Source organism: Curtobacterium sp. Arg-1 (assembly GCF_025643395.1).
Classification (GTDB): Bacteria; Actinomycetota; Actinomycetes; order Actinomycetales; family Microbacteriaceae; genus Curtobacterium; species Curtobacterium poinsettiae.
On the sequence record NZ_CP095731.1, the window covers coordinates 95,260 to 110,373 of the forward strand.

Below are 15,114 nucleotides of genomic sequence, written 5' to 3' on the forward strand. Positions count from 1 at the left end.
GATGACCGTACCGGCAGCCGTGTGCCGGTGACGACCCTGATCGACCTGCCCCATGGGGTCGGTGGCTATCGTGGACCGCATGACCGACGTCGCACGTGCCTCCGGCATCCACACTGACGAACTCGACCCCGCGGTGCGCCCCCAGGACGACCTGTACCGCCACGTGAACGGGACTTGGATCGAGGCGACGCCGATCCCCGACGACAAGGCCCGGTACGGCTCCTTCACGGTGCTGGCCGAAGCCGCCGAGATCGCCGTGCGCGACATCATCGAGCGCTCGCAGCAGGCCGCCCCCGGCACCGAGGAACGCAAGGTCGGTGACCTCTTCACCTCGTTCACCGACGAAGCGCGGCTCGAGGAGCTCGGCACCGCACCCATCGAGCACCTGCTCGCCGAGATCACCGCCATCGAGTCCGTGCCCGAGGTCATCGCCGCCGTCGGCCGGTTCGAGCGCATCGGCCTGCCGAGCTTCCTGCAGCTCTTCGTCGACAACGACCCGGGCGACCCCGAGTCCTACGTCGTGTTCCTGGAGCAGTCCGGCCTCGGGCTGCCCGACGAGTCGTACTACCGCGAAGAGCGCTTCGCCGACATCCGCGAGAAGTACCGCGAGTTCGTCGCCGCGATGTTCCCGCTCGCCGGGTTCGACGACGGCGGCGCCCGTACCGAGCACGTCATCGCACTCGAGACGGCACTGGCGTCGAAGCACTGGGACAACGTCACCACGCGTGACAGCCAGAAGACCTACAACAAGCTGCCCTGGGCCGAGGTCGCCGCGCTCGCGAAGGGCGTCGACCTGCAGACCTGGTGGCAGGCCATCGACGCCCCCGCCGGAGCCTTCGAGACCGTCGTGGTGCGCGAGCCCTCGTTCATCACTGGCCTGGCCGACCTGCTGAACGACCAGCCGCTCGAGGTCTGGAAGGACTGGCTGCGCTGGCAGGTCATCCGTGGCTCCGCCGCGTACCTGACGAGCGCGTTCTCGGCCACGAACTTCTCGTTCTACGGCACCGCACTCACCGGTGCGCCCAAGCAGCGCGAGCGCTGGAAGCGCGGCGTCTCGCTGGTCGAGGGTGCGATGGGCGAGGCCGTCGGCCGCATCTACGTGCAGGAGCACTTCGACGAGACCTCGAAGGCCAAGATGGACGACCTCGTCGCCAACCTGGTCGAGGCGTACCGGCAGAGCATCACGGCGCTCGACTGGATGACCGACGAGACCCGTGCCCGTGCGCTCGACAAGCTCGACAAGTTCACGCCGAAGATCGGCTACCCGGTGAAGTGGCGCGACTACTCGGCGCTGCCCGTCCTCGCCGACGACCTGGTCGCGAACGTCCGCGCCGTCGCCTCGTTCCAGGTCGACCGCGAGCTCGGCAAGATCGGCAAGCCGATCGACCGCGACGAGTGGTTCATGACCCCGCAGACGATCAACGCGTACTACAACCCCGGTTTCAACGAGATCGTGTTCCCGGCCGCGATCCTGCAGTTCCCGTTCTTCGACGCGGACCGCGACGCCGCCGCGAACTACGGCGCGATCGGTGCCGTCATCGGGCACGAGATCGGTCACGGCTTCGACGACCAGGGCTCGCAGTACGACGGCGACGGCAAGCTCGAGAACTGGTGGACCGAAGCGGACCGCGCGGCGTTCGAGGAGCGCACGAAGGCCCTCATCGCGCAGTACGACGCCCTGGTGCCGACCGAGGTGCCCGACAGCCACGTGAACGGTGCCCTGACGATCGGCGAGAACATCGGTGACCTCGGTGGCCTGTCGATCGCGTGGAAGGCGTACCTGCTGTCGCTCGACGGTCAGGAGCCCCCGGTCGTCGACGGACTGACCGGCGCCGAGCGCTTCTTCCTGAGCTGGGCACAGGCCTGGCGGATGGCGATCCGACCGGAAGAGGCTGCGCGTCTGCTGTCGATCGACCCGCACTCGCCGAACGAGTTCCGCTGCAACCAGGTGGTCCGCAACATCGACGTCTGGTACGACACCTTCGGCGTGACCGAGCAGGACGCGATGTACCTCGACCCCGCCGAGCGCGTCGCCATCTGGTGATGACGGAGTCGGACGCGGCCCGGTCGTCGCGCCGCCGGCGACCGGACGACCGCCCAGCAGGCGGCGGCCGCGGTCGTGGGCGGCACAGCGGCCGGGCCGACGACCGCTTCACCGCCACCACCGAGGCCCTCGGTGCGCTCGCGCTCGAGGGCGCCGGGGTGAGTGCCTCGGTGATCGACACGTCGAGCGGCAAGGCACTGCTCGGGATCGACGACACCCTGGTGCAGCCGGTCGCGAGCCTGGGCCGCGTCCTGCTGCTCATCGAGGTCGCCGCCCAGCTCGAGGACGGCCGCCTGCACGGTGACCGGCTGCAGCGGATGGCCCGCGACACCGCGACCGGCGCCGGCCTGTGGCAGTTCCTGCAGGAGCCGACCATGCAGGTGCCCGACCTGGCGACCCTGGTCGGGGCCACCGCCGATGCCTGGGCGATGAACGCGCTGCTGACGACGGTGGGCATCGACGCCGTCCGGGAGCGCGCGGAGTCCCTGGGCATCGAGCGCACGGCGTTGATCGACCGCGTGCGGGACCGCCGTGGGCCGGACGACGCTCCCGACGCGTCCGTCGCACCGACCGGGGAGCTGTCGTGGGTGATGCGCGGCCTGGCGCTCGGCGAGGTCGTCGACGAGGCGGTGTCGAACCGGGTGCTCGGCTGGCTGTCCCTGGCGAGCGACCTGAACCTGGTCGCCGGTTCCTTCGGCCTCGACCCCCTGGCGCACCGGGCACTCGACCACGGGTTGCAGGTCGTCGCGGTCACCGGGTCGAGCACCGGCGTGCGGGCCGAGGCGGGGATCCTGCGGGGGCCCGGGTCGTCGGTCAGCTACGCCGTGACGGTGACGTTCGACGACGCTTCGTTGCAGCGGCGGTTGGCCGTGGTCGAGGCGCTGCGGACCATGGGCACCGAGGTGCTCGAGGCGGTGCACGCCCCGGCTCGTCGCTGAGCGCGCTTGCCGCTGCCGCTGCTGTTGCCGCTGCTCGTGCCGAGTCTCGGTCCGGCGGACGGATCGCGGGCGTCACGACGGCGAAACTGTCCGCGCAGCCGAGACTCGCGGCCCCGTGGGCGCTACGGGCGGGTGCCGGAACGCGGTGTCGCCGTGTCAGGGCCGGGGACGCAGACCGACTCGGCGCTCAGGCTCAGCCCGTCGACCGTGCCCCGGATGCTCGCCGTGGCAGGATCCGCATCCGAAGACGACGACCAGTAGTCCCGGCCCATCGCCCGGCCGCTGACCTCGAAGCCCTCCGACGTCCACAGCGCGGTCACGGCGTCGAACGGCCCCTGCGCGTCGTCGACGATCTGGAACACCGGCACGATGCTGAACGCCGTCGCCCGGGTGCCGGTTGCATCGGGCGACCAGGTCGACCCGGACGGCGCGCACTGTTCGGTGCCCGTGGTGACGGTCGCGGGGACCCCGGCGGCGTCGGCCGAGCGCTCGAGGAACGCCCGGAGCGTCGCAGCGTGGTCGCTCACGTCGGCGGGCACCCAGGGGGCCGGCGTGGGGCTCGTCGTCGTGGTGCCCGGGGCGGTGGCGTCCTGCGGCTTCTTCGCGTCGAGGGGGAGTCCGAGCCAGCCACTCGTCCCGTCGAGGCCGACGGAGAACGCGGTGCGCGGAGCGCGGTGTGCGTCGGCGGCTTCGTCCTTCGTCCGGACGAGGACGTCGGCGACGGCGCCGAGTCGTTCGCCGTCGATCGACAGGGAAGGCCGTTCGGGCTCGGCAGCCGCTCCGTACTCGTCTGCGGGTGCTTGCGCAGCGTCGGCGTAGGTCGTGCCCGGTGAGTAGTACAGGCCCTCGACGTCGTGGTCACCGTCGCGGTCGAACCCGTCGATCGTGCGCAGGAGTGCTCGCCCGGGGTGCGTCGCAGTGATGCCGACGGACACGTCACCACGGATCAGGGAGGCCGGGTGATCGTCGACGATCGGCCGGGCCTGCGCGACGGCGTCGCTGAAGCTGATGCCCGGCACGAGCCGGATCGTTGCATTGGACGGCGTCAGCCACAGCCGACGCACGAAGGGCTCCGCACGCAACCGACCGGCCAGCTCGACGACGTCGGGGTCCATCGGGTCGACTGCGACCGGCGCCGACGCCCGGCCGCGGGGCACGTCCACGGTCACCGACAGCGTCGTGCCGGTGACACCCCGCGCTGCCGTGTTCCGGATCCGTTCGGCGACCGCGAGGTCCGTCGTGTCGGCCTGCACCTCGAGCGAGGTGATCCAGTTGTGCGGGTCGTCCTTCGCGTCGACCTGACGGATCTCGCCCTCGGCCGTGTCGACCCCGGGCAACCGCTCGACTCGGGTGATGAGCTTCGCGAGCGCCGGTTCCGACCCGGCCGGCGGTGGTGGCGACGTGCACGCGGCGAGGGTGAGCACGACGCCGAGCGCGGTCGCGAGGGCTGCCGCTGAACGTGTCCGTGCGCGAGCCCCCATGCGTCCGAGTCTAGGAACGGCGCCGTGCGGGCGGAATCGGTCGCGAGACCCATCCGTGCTCAGCGCAGGAGCACGAAGGAGCGCAGCGGATGGGGTTCGACGTCGTGGGCCTCGACGAGGCCACGTGACTCGTAGAACGCCCGCTGCCCCGGCTCCGCGTCGGTGAGCAGGACAGTCTGGCGAACGCTGGCGTACCGCTGCAGGACGGCGTCGAGGAGTGCGCCGCCGACGCCGGCCCGCTGCGCGGACGGCAGGACGAGGACGTCCTGCACGTACACGATCGTCACCCCGTCGGAGACCGTGCGGACCAGGCCGAGCAGGTGTCCGTCGTCGTCGCGGGCGGTCAGCACGCTGTGGGAGCCGACGATCGCCGCGGTGAGGGCTGCGGGGTCCTGCGTGTACGCGGTCCACCCGACGGCGTCGTACAGCGCCACCAGTTCGTCGATCCCCGGGGGTTTGTCGCTGATCGTCGTGCTCATGGAGCCCATCGCGCCCGAGCTCACGGGGACGGGCGCGACCGGCGAGTCGTGCTCATCTATTCCTTGACGCCCGGTCGGATCCGGACGAGCATCGCTGCTGGCGACGCGCGGGGGCGAGCGTCGCCTGGCACACGATGACGTGTGGTGTGAGCGCCGTCGTGTCGACCCGAATCCCCACGACGGCGCTCCTTGGACTGTCCGTACCTGCGGTTCGCGGTGCCCACGGTCCGGGGCTCCCGCTCGTCACGGACTGCGCCCCGCCCGCGATCACCACGCGGACGGGGCCCCAGCTCAGGCCGGTGTCGACGTCAGGTAGGCGTAGAGGATCGCCGCGATGACGTCGTAGCCGGTGTCGTTCGGGTGGATCCCGTCGTACATGTAGGTGTTGCCCGTTGTGCCGGTCTGCCCGAAGTACGGCGGCACGTAGGCACCGAGGTCGAAGAACCCGATCGCGACACCCGGGTTCGCGGACCGGAACGTGGTCACCGCCTGCTGCTGTGCGGCGCGGTACTTCGCCCACTCGGTGGTCGACGCCTTGCCCAGCTGGTACGGCATGATCACGAGCAACGCCGAGTCCGGGCTGCGGTCGTGCACCAGGTCCAGGTAGTTGACCGTCTGCTGCGTCAACACCGCGGGGGTGACCACGCCGTAGTCGTTCGTCCCCCACATCGACGTGATCAGGTCGGGCGAGAAGCGACGGAGCGCATCGGCCCAGGTGTCGTTGCCGTTCGCGGCCGACGAGGCGAGCGAGAACCCCTCGGTGCGCGAGGTCGACTGCGATGCCTCGAGGACGTGGAACCCACCGCCCTCGTCGCCGTCGAAGAGCTGCCAGCCCTCGAGGAACGGCTCGCCGCTCTGCCACGTCACCGTGACGGTGCGGACCGCGGAGGCCGACTTCGGGCTGGTCCAGGTCTGCTCACCGGTGGAGACCGCCGGCAGGGTGACCTTGGTGCCGTCGATGGTGACGGAGACGGCGTCACGCGTGCTCGTCGCCCGCCACGACAGCACGAACGACGTGCAGCGCTGCGTGAACGTCGCCGACCGGACGCCGGTGCCGGTGCCGGTCAGCGCGACGGCTCGTCGGCCGAGTCCGGACTTCGTGCTCCGGGCGCCCGCGTACGTGGCGGAGCGGAGGTCGATCGCGGCACCGTTCGCCCCGGTGTACGAGACGTAGGTCACCGTGGTCGGCGGCTTGTCGACCGTGGCGTACTGCGAGCGGGCGGGGACGTAGTCGAACCCGCCGGGTGCCTGCCCAGCACCGTTGCGGAGTCGTGCCCGCACCCGCGCCGGGTACCCCTTCTGCGGCGAGGCTGCGCCGAACGCCTCCGTGATCGAGTCGCCCGCCGTGACGATGGTCGCGGTGCCGGCGGCGACCTTGCCGAAGAACCCGGCGAGCGGGTCGCTCGCGGAGTAGGTCAGTCCCGACGGGATGAACGGCTTGGTGGCTGCCGCGGTCGCCGGTGACGCCGCAGCGCCGGCCAGGGCTGATCCGCCGATCGTGACGGCGGCGCCCTGCAGCAGACCTCGCCTCGAGATCCCCCGGCCGCTCTTCGAACTGTGATCCGTCATGTTTCCCCCAAGAGCATCGATGCGGTGGTCACGGCACGAGCGCACTCTCCGGCCCTGCCGACCTGCGGCAACCTGAGAGAACCCCCATCCCACGACGACCATAGGTCAGTTCCGTCGTGAGCAACAGACCTGTCCACTCCCGGGATCGGTGCCAGCGGATCGTCCGACAGCTGTCGTCGAACGTCCGACCGCTACGACGTCGCCTGCCCCTCCGGGACGAACGCCTGCACGGACAGCAGCGAGGCGTCGGCGGACGCGCACGCCTTGTAGTCCGTGTCCTTCACGAACAGGGACTGCTTCGACCCGGGCGGGTACACGCGGAAGCCGTCCGGGGTCTTCGCCGAGCAGTCACCCGACGGGTAGTTCTCGGCCCGGACGATCTTGAGCGGTGCGACGGCGGTCTTGCCGGGTGCGAGGGTCACGGTCGGGTGCGGCGCGTTCTTCTCCTGCGTCGCGGCCGCACCGATCTGCTTGCCGGTGCCACCCCCGACGAACGAGACGCCCGGCCACCCCTGCACGGTGCAGGTCGTCGACCCGGTGTTCTCGAGCACCAGGTGCACGATGACGCTGCCGGCGGCACCGCCGCTGCCGGCCTCGATGCGTCCTGCCAGCGACGACACCGCGCACCGGTCACCGGAAGCAGAACCGGAACCGGCGGACGACCCGGAACCGGTGGACGGTGCCGTCGAGGCGGACTCGTCCGACGACTGCGGTGCGGACGCCGGCGCGGACGCGGACGGCGACGGCGCGGGCGCGGTGACCGTCTCGGTGGCGGCGGGCTGCCCGTCCGAGGCACACCCCGCCAGTGTCCCGACGGCGACGAGCCCGGTCACGACGAGCAGGAACTTGGATCGGCTGCTGCGTTGCATGCTGCACAGGCAACCACCGAACGCCGCATCCGGTTCGGTCGGCGTCCAGGGACCCCGAGCACACTCCGAGGCAAGCAACCCGAGCAGCGGAGGTCGGACATGACGGGCAAGCACGAACAGGCACGAGGCGACGAGGGTCGCGCGGACGGGGTCGAGCCCCGCGCCGGAGCCTTCACCGACAGCGAGATCCCGGGCGAGGAGCACGTCGAGTCGACGGAGCCCGTCGGCGAGTTCGTCTCGAGCGACATCCCCGGCGAGGCGCGTCCGAACGGCGCCGGGCCCGATGGCGAGTACGTCGACTCGGACATCCCCGGCGAGGCCGAGCCGGCCCAGAACGGCGAGGTCGGCGAGTACACCGACACCGACAAGGCCTGACGGTCAGTCGATCAGCTCCGCCGCCACCAGGCGGCGGAGCGTCTCCACGCCCGCGGGCGGGCAGCGACCCGCGTCGGCGGAGGTGACCCACTCGACCTCGTCCACCTCGGCCGAGGCGACGGGCGTGGCGGAGTCCAGTGGGCCTCCCGGCCGGACCAGGAACAGCGTCATCGCGACCATCGTCCCCGGAGCCTGCCCGTGGGCGGGCTCGAACACGACGCCGAACGGTTCGACGTCGGCGGCGGTCAGCCGCAGGCCGGTCTCCTCGTACGCCTCGCGCACGGCGGCCTCGACGTCGGTCTCGTGCGGCTCCGCCTTGCCGCCGGGCAGGTAGAGCACGTCGCGCGCCCGGGCGCGCACCATCAGGACACGTCGGTCACGCGCCAGCAGCAGCGCACTCACGCGCAGTGTGGGTGGTTGGGCGCCTGTCTGGAGGCTCAGCTCGCGTCCGCCTGGTCGTCGCGACCCGGGGTGGTCGGGTCCAGGGCCGTGCGGTCGGCCAGCGGGACGACGGGCGACGGCAGCTCCGGTTCGGCGTCGGGGCGGACGCCGTACAGGGAGTCGATCGCCCCGACGAACTCCTCGCCGCGACCGGCGCGACCGAGCTCACGGGCGCGGACCGACGGACGGTGCAGCAGGACGCCGACCAGGTGCCGGAGCGCCCGCTCGGTGTGCTCGACGGACTCGCCGTCGGCGTCCGCGCGGCGCTTGGCCCGCTCGATCTCGTCGTCGAGGATGTCGAACACGTGCTTGCGGAACGCCACGAGCGCCGGGGTCGTCGACTGCTCCATCGCCTGGGCGCGGAACCGGGACACGGCGTCGTCGACCATCGCGCGGGCCTCGGACTCGGCGTTCAGCTCGGAGATCGGGGCGTGGATGCTGATCGTCTCGAGGTCGAGCAGCTCGACGCCGTCGACGCCGGCGGCCGCGGGGTCGACGTTGCGGGGGAGCCCGAGGTCGATGACGATGCGGCGGACCCCGTCGTCGAGGTCGGCCGGTGCGACGACCGGGACCTCGCTCGAGGTGCAGGTGATCAGGACGTCGCTCGCCCCGATGGCCTGGCGCAGGTCACGGGTGGCGACGAGGTCGTGCTTGGCGGCGAACCAGGACGCGCGACCCGAGGGCGAGAAGACCTGGATGTTCGTGGCACCGCGGTCGCGCAGGGCGGCGATGGTGGTCGCCGCGTAGCTGCCGGTGCCGACGAGCAGCACGCGGGTGCGGGCCCAGTCGGTGACGCGCGACGAGGCGAGTTCGAGGCCGAGGCGCACGAGCGACCGGCCGGCGGCGCCGATGCGGGTGCGGGTCTTGACGCCGCGCGAGGTGTGCGCGGCCTCTTGGAACAGGCGCTCGAGGTCCGAGGTGGTGGTGCCGTTCGACCGGGCGTCCTCGAGCGAGCGACGGACCTGGCCGGAGATCTCGGTCTCGCCGACGACGACGGACTCGAGACCGCTCGACACGGCGAACAGGTGCTGCACGACGTCCTTGCCGCCGAGCACGTTGACGGAGTCCAGGACCTCGGTCGCGTCGAGGTCGCTCGCGGCGGCCACGGCCTGCACGGTGGCGGAGACGGCGGAGTCGCTCTCGTCGCCCGCGATGTCCAGGTACGCCTCGAAGCGGTTGCAGGTCGCGAGGACCACTGCACCGTCGAGGACGCCGGCATCCGTGACGAGTCGGCTGGCTGCCGCGGGTGCACCGATGCTCAGTCGCTCCAGGAGATCGAAGCTGGCGTTGCGATGCGACGCCGTGAGACAGATGAGCACGTAGTCAATGGTAACGCGCTCGATGGGAGAATCATCCGGTGACCGAAGCGACGAGCACATCCCTCCCCGACTCCCACCCCCTGGCATCAGGGCGGACGAGTGGTTCCCGCCTGGTACGGGCCCTGCGGGGTGACCGTCCGGAGACGCTCCCGGTGTGGTTCATGCGGCAGGCCGGACGGTCCCTGCCGGAGTACCGCGAGCTTCGGATCGGCACAGCCATGCTCGATGCGTGCCTCGACCCGGAGATGGCGTCGGAGATCACCCTGCAGCCGGTGCGCCGGCACGGGGTCGACGCGGGCATCTTCTTCAGCGACATCGTCGTGCCGATCAAGCTCGCCGGCGTGGACGTCGAGATCGTCCCCGGTCGTGGTCCGGTGCTCTCGTCGCCGATCCGCACCCCCGCGGACGTCGACGCGCTCGAGCAGCTCGACCCCGCGGCCCTCGCCCCCATCGAGCAGGCCGTCCGCCGAACGGTCGAGCAGCTCGGCGACACCCCGCTGATCGGCTTCGCGGGGGCACCGTTCACCCTGGCCGCCTACCTGGTCGAGGGCGGCCCGTCGAAGGACCACATCCGCGCCCGCACGCTCATGCACGCCGACCCAGAGACCTGGTCGCGGCTGCTCGCCTGGGCCGCCGAGGTGTCCGGGATGTTCCTGCGGGCCCAGGTGCTCGCCGGGGCCTCGGCCGCGCAGCTGTTCGACTCGTGGGTCGGGTCGCTCTCCCGCGCCGACTACATCCGGTACGTCGCGCCGCACTCCGCCCGGGCCATGTCGTACGTCGCCGAGCTCGGGGTCCCGCGCATCCACTTCGGTGTCGGCAGCGGCGAGGTCCTGGCCGACATGACGACCTTCGGCACGGACACCGTCGGCGTCGACGCGATCGGGGTCGACTGGCGCCTGCCCCTCGACCAGGCGGTCCGGCGCGTCGGCACCGGCGTCAGCGTGCAGGGCAACATCGACCCGGCGATGCTCTCGGCGCCGTGGGACGTCCTCGAAGCGCACGTCCGCGACGTCGTCCGTCGGGGCGGTGCCGCACGGGCCCACGTCGTGAACCTGGGCCACGGGGTCCCGCCGGAGACCGACCCGGACGTCCTGACCCGCGTGGTCGAGCTCGTCCACTCCCTCGGGGACGGAGCCGGCGCATGACCGACGTCGTCGTGGTCGGCGGCGGGATCGCCGGGCTCGTCACCGCGCGTGACCTGGCCAAGGGCGGCGCCCACGTGGTGCTCGTCGAGTCCTCGGGCGAGCTCGGGGGCATGATCCGTCGGCACACCGTCGGCGGGATCGACCTGGACATGGCGGCGGACTCGTTCGCCACCCGAACGGACGCCGTCGGCCGCCTGGCGACCGAGCTGGGACTGGGCAACGACGTCGTCGCCCCCGACCCCCGCGGCGCGTGGCTGATGACCCGCGACGGCCGGACCTCGCCGATCCCCGCGACCGGGCTCCTCGGCATCCCGAGCACCCCGATGGCGGCCGACGTGCTGGCCGTGGTCGGACAGCAGGGCGGTCTGCGCGCCCAGATGGACTCGCTGCTGCCTGCTCCGGTGGGCGCCAAGGCCTCCTCGCTCGGCGAACTCGTCCGGCGGCGCATGGGGGAGCGGGTGCTCGACGACCTGGTGGTGCCGATCGCCGGTGGCGTGCACTCCACCCACCCCGACCAGCTCGACCCCGACCGGGTGGCTCCGGGCCTGCGCGCCGCACTGCTGCGCGAGGGCTCCCTGGCCCGGGCGGTCCTGTCGCTGCGGGCACGGGCGGCCGCCGGCACCCCGGTGCAGGGGATCCGCGGTGGCACGGTGCGGCTCGTGGACGAACTCGTCGCCGACATGGCCACCTACGGCGTCGACGTCCGACTGCACACCCGGGCGACCCGGATCGAGGCGCACGCGGTGGAGACCGTCGGCGCCGACGGCACCACCGAACGGCTGCCGGCCCAGCACACCCTGTCCTCCGTCGCCGACCCGGAGCGCACGGCTGCACCCGACCGGACGGGCATCCAGCTCGTCACGCTCGTCGTCGACCAGCCGGAGCTCGACGCGGCCCCGCGTGGCACCGGCATGCTCGTGCACCCGGACGCGCAGGCCGTGTCGGCGAAGGCCCTGACGCACGCCACCGTGAAGTGGCCGTGGCTGGCCGACGTGGCGGACGGACGCCACGTCCTGCGACTCAGCTACGCGACCGGCGCGACGGACACCGCGGGCGTGGCCACGAGCCTCCCGGTCGACCCGGCCGACCCCGTCGGCAGCCGTGCCCTGCAGGACGCCTCCACGCTGCTCGGCGTGCCGATCACGGCGGACCGCGTCAGCGGGGCCGCACGCGTCGGCTGGTACGGGCCGGACCTGACCGCAGCCGGGCTGGCCGAGGGCGTCGTCGGCATCGGCGAGGCCTCGACCGGACGCGGCCTGGCGGGCATCATCGGCGCGGCCCGGAAGGCAGCCGACGAGCTCCTTCGTTCCTGAGCGGACCGCGCAGCCCCTGAGGGCTACTGTTGGTGAGACCGCCGGACGTATTCCGTTCGGTGCATGACCACCGCACAACCAATGCACGGAGGAATCGCACATGCGCGGAAAGCTCCTGTTCGTCGCCGGCGCCGCACTCGGGTACGTCCTGGGATCGCGAGCCGGACGGGCGCGGTACGAGCAGATCAAGACCGTCAGCGGCAAGGTCTGGAACAGCAACGGCGTCCAGAAGGGCGTGCACGTCGCTGAAGACTTCATCGCCGACAAGACCCCGGACGTCGCCGAGTTCATCGGTGAGACCACCAAGAAGGCCGTCCGCAAGGTCGGCCAGAAGAAGGACACCACCACCTCATGACGGACACCCGCGATCGCAAGTCGCGTTCGCTGTTCGGCCTGGTCGGTGACGTCCCGAAGCTCGTCAAGGGCCTGGTCAAGGGCGAGATCGACCTGCTCAAGGCCGAGATGCTCGCGAAGGCGAAGATCTTCGGTCTGGCAGCCGGGCTGCTGGTCGGTGCGCTCGTCGTGGTGCTCTACGCGATCGGCGTTCTGCTGACCGCAGCCGTGATGGGCCTGGCGACCGTGATGCCGGCGTGGCTGGCCGCACTGGTGGTGGCCGTGGTGATGCTCGTCATCGCCGCGATCCTCGGCCTGGTCGGCTGGAAGCGCCTGAAGAAGGGCCTGCCCCTCACGCCCAAGCGCACGATCGACAGCGTCAAGAACGACATCAACGCGGTCAAGGGCCTCGGCAAGAAGCCGACCCCGCCGACGCAGTACGGCAGCCGCAAGCCGGACGTCGACAGCCGCTCCTGAGCGTCGACAGCCCCGACAGCCGCACCACCGACGGAGGAACCGTGACCGACCCGCACGACGATCTCGCTGCCCGCGTCGCCGCGACCCGCGCCCAGTTGTTCGACACCCTCGACGCGATCGAGGACAAGCTCAACGTCCCGAAGCAGATCGGGATCGCCGCGTCGAGGTTCAAGCGCGGCCTCGACGAGCAGCCCGTCCCCTACCTGGCCGGTCTCGCAGCCGGCGTGGCAGTGGTCGGGGGTATCGTCGTGATGGTGCTCCGACGGCGGTAGACCGCCCGAGCGCGGTCCACCGGAGGCGGGGCGGCCACCACCCTGGCAACCGATAGGACAATGGATCCATGAGCTCCGACGCGCCCGTGCCCGCGAACGACCACCCCCACGCCGAACCCGCCGAGACCGGTCACCCGGACTCCGGGATCGACCCGAACCTGCTGACGGCGTACGCTCTGTGGGCAGTGTTCCGCCGGCCCCTCGGTCCGATCCACCGCGTCGGCGACGACGCCGTGGCCGAACTCGACGCCGTGATCGCCAGCGCCGCCGAGCGCGGGGTCACGATCCGTGGCTTCTACGACGTCTCGGCCTTCCGCGCCGACGCCGACGTCATGGTCTGGCTGCACGGCGACGACGCACAGGCGATCCAGGCCGTGCTGCGCGAGATCCGTCGCACCGGACTGTTCCAGGACGCCGAGCCGGTGTGGCACGTGATGGCCATGCACCGCGAAGCCGAGTTCAACAAGCGGCACACCCCCGCGTTCCTGCGCGGCAAGGACCCCGAGGCGTGGATCACGGTGTACCCGTTCGTCCGCTCCTACGAGTGGTACCTGCTGCCCGAGGACGAGCGCTCGAAGATGCTCCGCGACCACGGCATCGCCGGCGCGAAGTACCGCCGCGTGCTCACGAACACCATCGCGACCTTCGCCCTGAGCGACTACGAGTGGATCCTGCCGCTCGAGAGCCCGGACCTGGTCGACCTCGTCGACCTGATGCGCGATCTCCGTTACACCGAGGCGCGCATGCACGTGCGCGAAGAGGTCCCCTTCTTCACGGGTCGTCGCGTGACGACCGCCGAACTCCCGGAGGTGCTGTCATGACCGACACCAGCATGATCACGAACGGCCAGGTCCTCGCCGCGACCCCAGCGGCAGCGTCCGGACCCGAGCACGTCGAGACCCCGACCGCGTACGACGCGATCCTGCTCGCGGGCTTCGGTGGTCCCGAGGGCCAGGACGACGTCATCCCCTTCCTGCGCAACGTCACCCGCGGCCGCGGGATCCCGGACGAGCGTCTCGAAGAAGTCGCGCACCACTACCGCCACTTCGGCGGCGTGAGCCCGATCAACGCGCAGAACCGTGCGCTCAAGGCCGCGCTCGAGGCCGAGCTGGCGTCGCGCGGCATCGACATGCCGGTCCTCTGGGGCAACCGCAACTGGGCGCCCTACCTCGAAGAGGCCTTCACCGAGGCGGCGGACAAGGGCTACACCAAGCTCGTCGCCATCGCCACGAGCGCGTACTCGTCGTTCTCGAGCTGCCGGCAGTACCGCGAGGACTACGCCCGCGTGCTCAACGAGACCGGTCTGATCGACACGATCCAGATCGACAAGGTCCGCCAGTTCTTCGACCACCCGGGCTTCGTCCGCCCGTTCATCGACGGCGTCCGCGACGGCATGGCCCGCGCGATCGCCGAGAACGAGGGCCTGGACGTCGCGACCGAGCTGCAGGTGCTCTTCTCGACGCACTCCATCCCCTCGACCGACGCCGCCCGCTCCGGCCCCGACTACCGCGGGTTCGACGAGCACGGCGCGTACGAGGCACAGCACCTCGCCGTGGGCGAGGTCGTGCTCGACCAGGCCTGGGCCGAGCTCCTCGAGCAGCCCGAGCACGCCCACCTGCAGGGCACGTCGAAGCCCGCCTGGAAGCTCGTCTACCAGTCGCGTTCCGGCCCTCCGACGCAGCCGTGGCTCGAGCCGGACATCAACGACTACATGAACGAGGACCTCAAGGGCGGCCCGACGCGTGCCGTGCTGATCGTCCCGCTCGGCTTCGTCAGCGACCACATGGAGGTCATGTGGGACCTCGACGAGGAAGCCACCGAGACCGCCGGTGAGCTCGGCTTCTGGTCGCTCCGCACGCAGACCCCCGGGATCGACCCGGCCTACGTGTCCGGTCTCGTCGACCTGGTGCTCGAGCGGGTCAACGGCACGCCGAAGGCCGAGCGTCCGCACATGACCGACATCGGTCCCTGGTACGACGTGTGCCGTCCGGGCTGCTGCGAGAACGTGCGAGCGGGGTTCAAGCCCGCCGCCGCCGGCGTCGCCCCGTGACCGATGCAC

At 71.4% G+C, this 15,114-nt stretch carries 16 protein-coding genes; 10 read left to right on the forward strand and 6 right to left on the reverse strand.

Annotated features, from left to right (window positions below; genetic code table 11):
• Positions 1-79: 79 nt before the first annotated feature.
• Together MXD64_RS00425 and MXD64_RS00430 are read left to right on the forward strand one after the other, a co-directional pair.
• Entirely contained in the window at positions 80-2,044 is a 1,965-nt protein-coding gene (locus tag MXD64_RS00425) for a M13 family metallopeptidase (RefSeq protein ID WP_263136934.1), read from the forward strand.
• Positions 2,044-2,982, forward strand: a complete 939-nt coding sequence (locus tag MXD64_RS00430; RefSeq protein WP_017887737.1) for a serine hydrolase — start codon at positions 2,044-2,046, stop codon at positions 2,980-2,982. Before MXD64_RS00425 ends, MXD64_RS00430 begins: the two co-directional genes overlap by 1 nt.
• Positions 2,983-3,104: 122 nt before the next feature.
• Here the strand turns inward: MXD64_RS00430 and MXD64_RS00435 are convergent, their stop codons facing one another.
• The 4 genes from MXD64_RS00435 to MXD64_RS00450 form a co-directional block, all read right to left on the reverse strand.
• Positions 3,105-4,463, reverse strand: a complete 1,359-nt coding sequence (locus MXD64_RS00435) for a hypothetical protein (RefSeq protein ID WP_263136935.1) — start codon at positions 4,461-4,463, stop codon at positions 3,105-3,107.
• A gap of 59 nt (positions 4,464-4,522) precedes the next feature.
• Positions 4,523-4,942, reverse strand: a complete 420-nt coding sequence (locus MXD64_RS00440) for a GNAT family N-acetyltransferase (RefSeq protein WP_263136936.1) — start codon at positions 4,940-4,942, stop codon at positions 4,523-4,525.
• A 291-nt stretch (positions 4,943-5,233) separates the two neighbouring features.
• Positions 5,234-6,511, reverse strand: a complete 1,278-nt coding sequence (locus MXD64_RS00445) for an SGNH/GDSL hydrolase family protein (RefSeq protein WP_263136937.1) — start codon at positions 6,509-6,511, stop codon at positions 5,234-5,236.
• A 191-nt stretch (positions 6,512-6,702) separates the two neighbouring features.
• On the reverse strand, positions 6,703-7,380 hold the full coding sequence (locus MXD64_RS00450; protein WP_056072520.1) for a DUF4232 domain-containing protein: 678 nt from the start codon (positions 7,378-7,380) through the stop codon (positions 6,703-6,705).
• Positions 7,381-7,479: 99 nt separating this feature from the next.
• Here MXD64_RS00450 and MXD64_RS00455 point away from each other — a divergent pair, with 99 nt between their 5' ends.
• On the forward strand, positions 7,480-7,755 hold the full coding sequence (locus MXD64_RS00455; RefSeq protein ID WP_017887732.1) for a hypothetical protein: 276 nt from the start codon (positions 7,480-7,482) through the stop codon (positions 7,753-7,755).
• 3 nt (positions 7,756-7,758) lie between these two features.
• Here the strand turns inward: MXD64_RS00455 and MXD64_RS00460 are convergent, their stop codons facing one another.
• Together MXD64_RS00460 and MXD64_RS00465 are read right to left on the reverse strand one after the other, a co-directional pair.
• Entirely contained in the window at positions 7,759-8,157 is a 399-nt protein-coding gene (locus MXD64_RS00460; RefSeq protein WP_263136938.1) for an NUDIX hydrolase, read from the reverse strand.
• 35 nt (positions 8,158-8,192) lie between these two features.
• The gene (locus tag MXD64_RS00465; RefSeq protein WP_017887730.1) at positions 8,193-9,515 is read right to left on the reverse strand and encodes a glutamyl-tRNA reductase; all 1,323 of its coding nucleotides are present in this window, start codon (positions 9,513-9,515) and stop codon (positions 8,193-8,195) included.
• Positions 9,516-9,553: 38 nt separating this feature from the next.
• On the opposite strand from MXD64_RS00465, the gene hemE reads away from it, so the two are divergent.
• The 7 genes from hemE (at position 9,554) to MXD64_RS00500 (ending at position 15,105) form a co-directional block, all read left to right on the forward strand.
• Entirely contained in the window at positions 9,554-10,660 is a 1,107-nt protein-coding gene (gene hemE, locus MXD64_RS00470) for a uroporphyrinogen decarboxylase (protein ID WP_194589868.1), read from the forward strand.
• Positions 10,657-11,973, forward strand: a complete 1,317-nt coding sequence (locus MXD64_RS00475) for a protoporphyrinogen/coproporphyrinogen oxidase (RefSeq protein WP_263136939.1) — start codon at positions 10,657-10,659, stop codon at positions 11,971-11,973. The genes hemE and MXD64_RS00475 overlap by 4 nt, the downstream gene beginning before the upstream one ends.
• Positions 11,974-12,073: 100 nt before the next feature.
• Positions 12,074-12,328, forward strand: a complete 255-nt coding sequence (locus MXD64_RS00480) for a hypothetical protein (RefSeq protein WP_017887727.1) — start codon at positions 12,074-12,076, stop codon at positions 12,326-12,328.
• Positions 12,325-12,783 carry a phage holin family protein gene (locus tag MXD64_RS00485; RefSeq protein ID WP_017887726.1) on the forward strand — a complete coding sequence of 153 codons (459 nt, stop codon included), beginning with the start codon at positions 12,325-12,327 and terminating at the stop codon, positions 12,781-12,783. The genes MXD64_RS00480 and MXD64_RS00485 overlap by 4 nt, the downstream gene beginning before the upstream one ends.
• A 41-nt stretch (positions 12,784-12,824) precedes the next feature.
• The gene (locus MXD64_RS00490; protein ID WP_017887725.1) at positions 12,825-13,055 is read left to right on the forward strand and encodes a DUF3618 domain-containing protein; all 231 of its coding nucleotides are present in this window, start codon (positions 12,825-12,827) and stop codon (positions 13,053-13,055) included.
• A gap of 68 nt (positions 13,056-13,123) precedes the next feature.
• Positions 13,124-13,876: a hydrogen peroxide-dependent heme synthase gene (hemQ, locus tag MXD64_RS00495; RefSeq protein WP_056072514.1), complete on the forward strand. Its 753-nt coding sequence runs from the start codon at positions 13,124-13,126 to the stop codon at positions 13,874-13,876.
• Positions 13,873-15,105 carry a ferrochelatase gene (locus MXD64_RS00500; protein WP_263136940.1) on the forward strand — a complete coding sequence of 411 codons (1,233 nt, stop codon included), beginning with the start codon at positions 13,873-13,875 and terminating at the stop codon, positions 15,103-15,105. Before hemQ ends, MXD64_RS00500 begins: the two co-directional genes overlap by 4 nt.
• Positions 15,106-15,114 lie beyond the last annotated feature (9 nt).

Bases quoted from the DNA above. Each gene is read 5' to 3' on its own strand.
- MXD64_RS00480 (WP_017887727.1), top strand. From the start codon at position 12,074: ATGCGCGGAAAGCTCCTGTTCGTCGCCGGCGCCGCACTCGGGTACGTC.
- MXD64_RS00455 (WP_017887732.1), top strand. From the start codon at position 7,480: ATGACGGGCAAGCACGAACAGGCACGAGGCGACGAGGGTCGCGCGGAC.
- MXD64_RS00445 (WP_263136937.1), bottom strand. From the start codon at position 6,511: ATGACGGATCACAGTTCGAAGAGCGGCCGGGGGATCTCGAGGCGAGGT.
- MXD64_RS00500 (WP_263136940.1), top strand. From the start codon at position 13,873: ATGACCGACACCAGCATGATCACGAACGGCCAGGTCCTCGCCGCGACC.
- MXD64_RS00485 (WP_017887726.1), top strand. From the start codon at position 12,325: ATGACGGACACCCGCGATCGCAAGTCGCGTTCGCTGTTCGGCCTGGTC.
- MXD64_RS00475 (WP_263136939.1), top strand. From the start codon at position 10,657: ATGACCGACGTCGTCGTGGTCGGCGGCGGGATCGCCGGGCTCGTCACC.
- MXD64_RS00435 (WP_263136935.1), bottom strand. From the start codon at position 4,463: ATGGGGGCTCGCGCACGGACACGTTCAGCGGCAGCCCTCGCGACCGCG.
- MXD64_RS00440 (WP_263136936.1), bottom strand. From the start codon at position 4,942: ATGAGCACGACGATCAGCGACAAACCCCCGGGGATCGACGAACTGGTG.
- MXD64_RS00450 (WP_056072520.1), bottom strand. From the start codon at position 7,380: ATGCAACGCAGCAGCCGATCCAAGTTCCTGCTCGTCGTGACCGGGCTC.
- MXD64_RS00430 (WP_017887737.1), top strand. From the start codon at position 2,044: ATGACGGAGTCGGACGCGGCCCGGTCGTCGCGCCGCCGGCGACCGGAC.
- hemQ (WP_056072514.1), top strand. From the start codon at position 13,124: ATGAGCTCCGACGCGCCCGTGCCCGCGAACGACCACCCCCACGCCGAA.
- MXD64_RS00425 (WP_263136934.1), top strand. From the start codon at position 80: ATGACCGACGTCGCACGTGCCTCCGGCATCCACACTGACGAACTCGAC.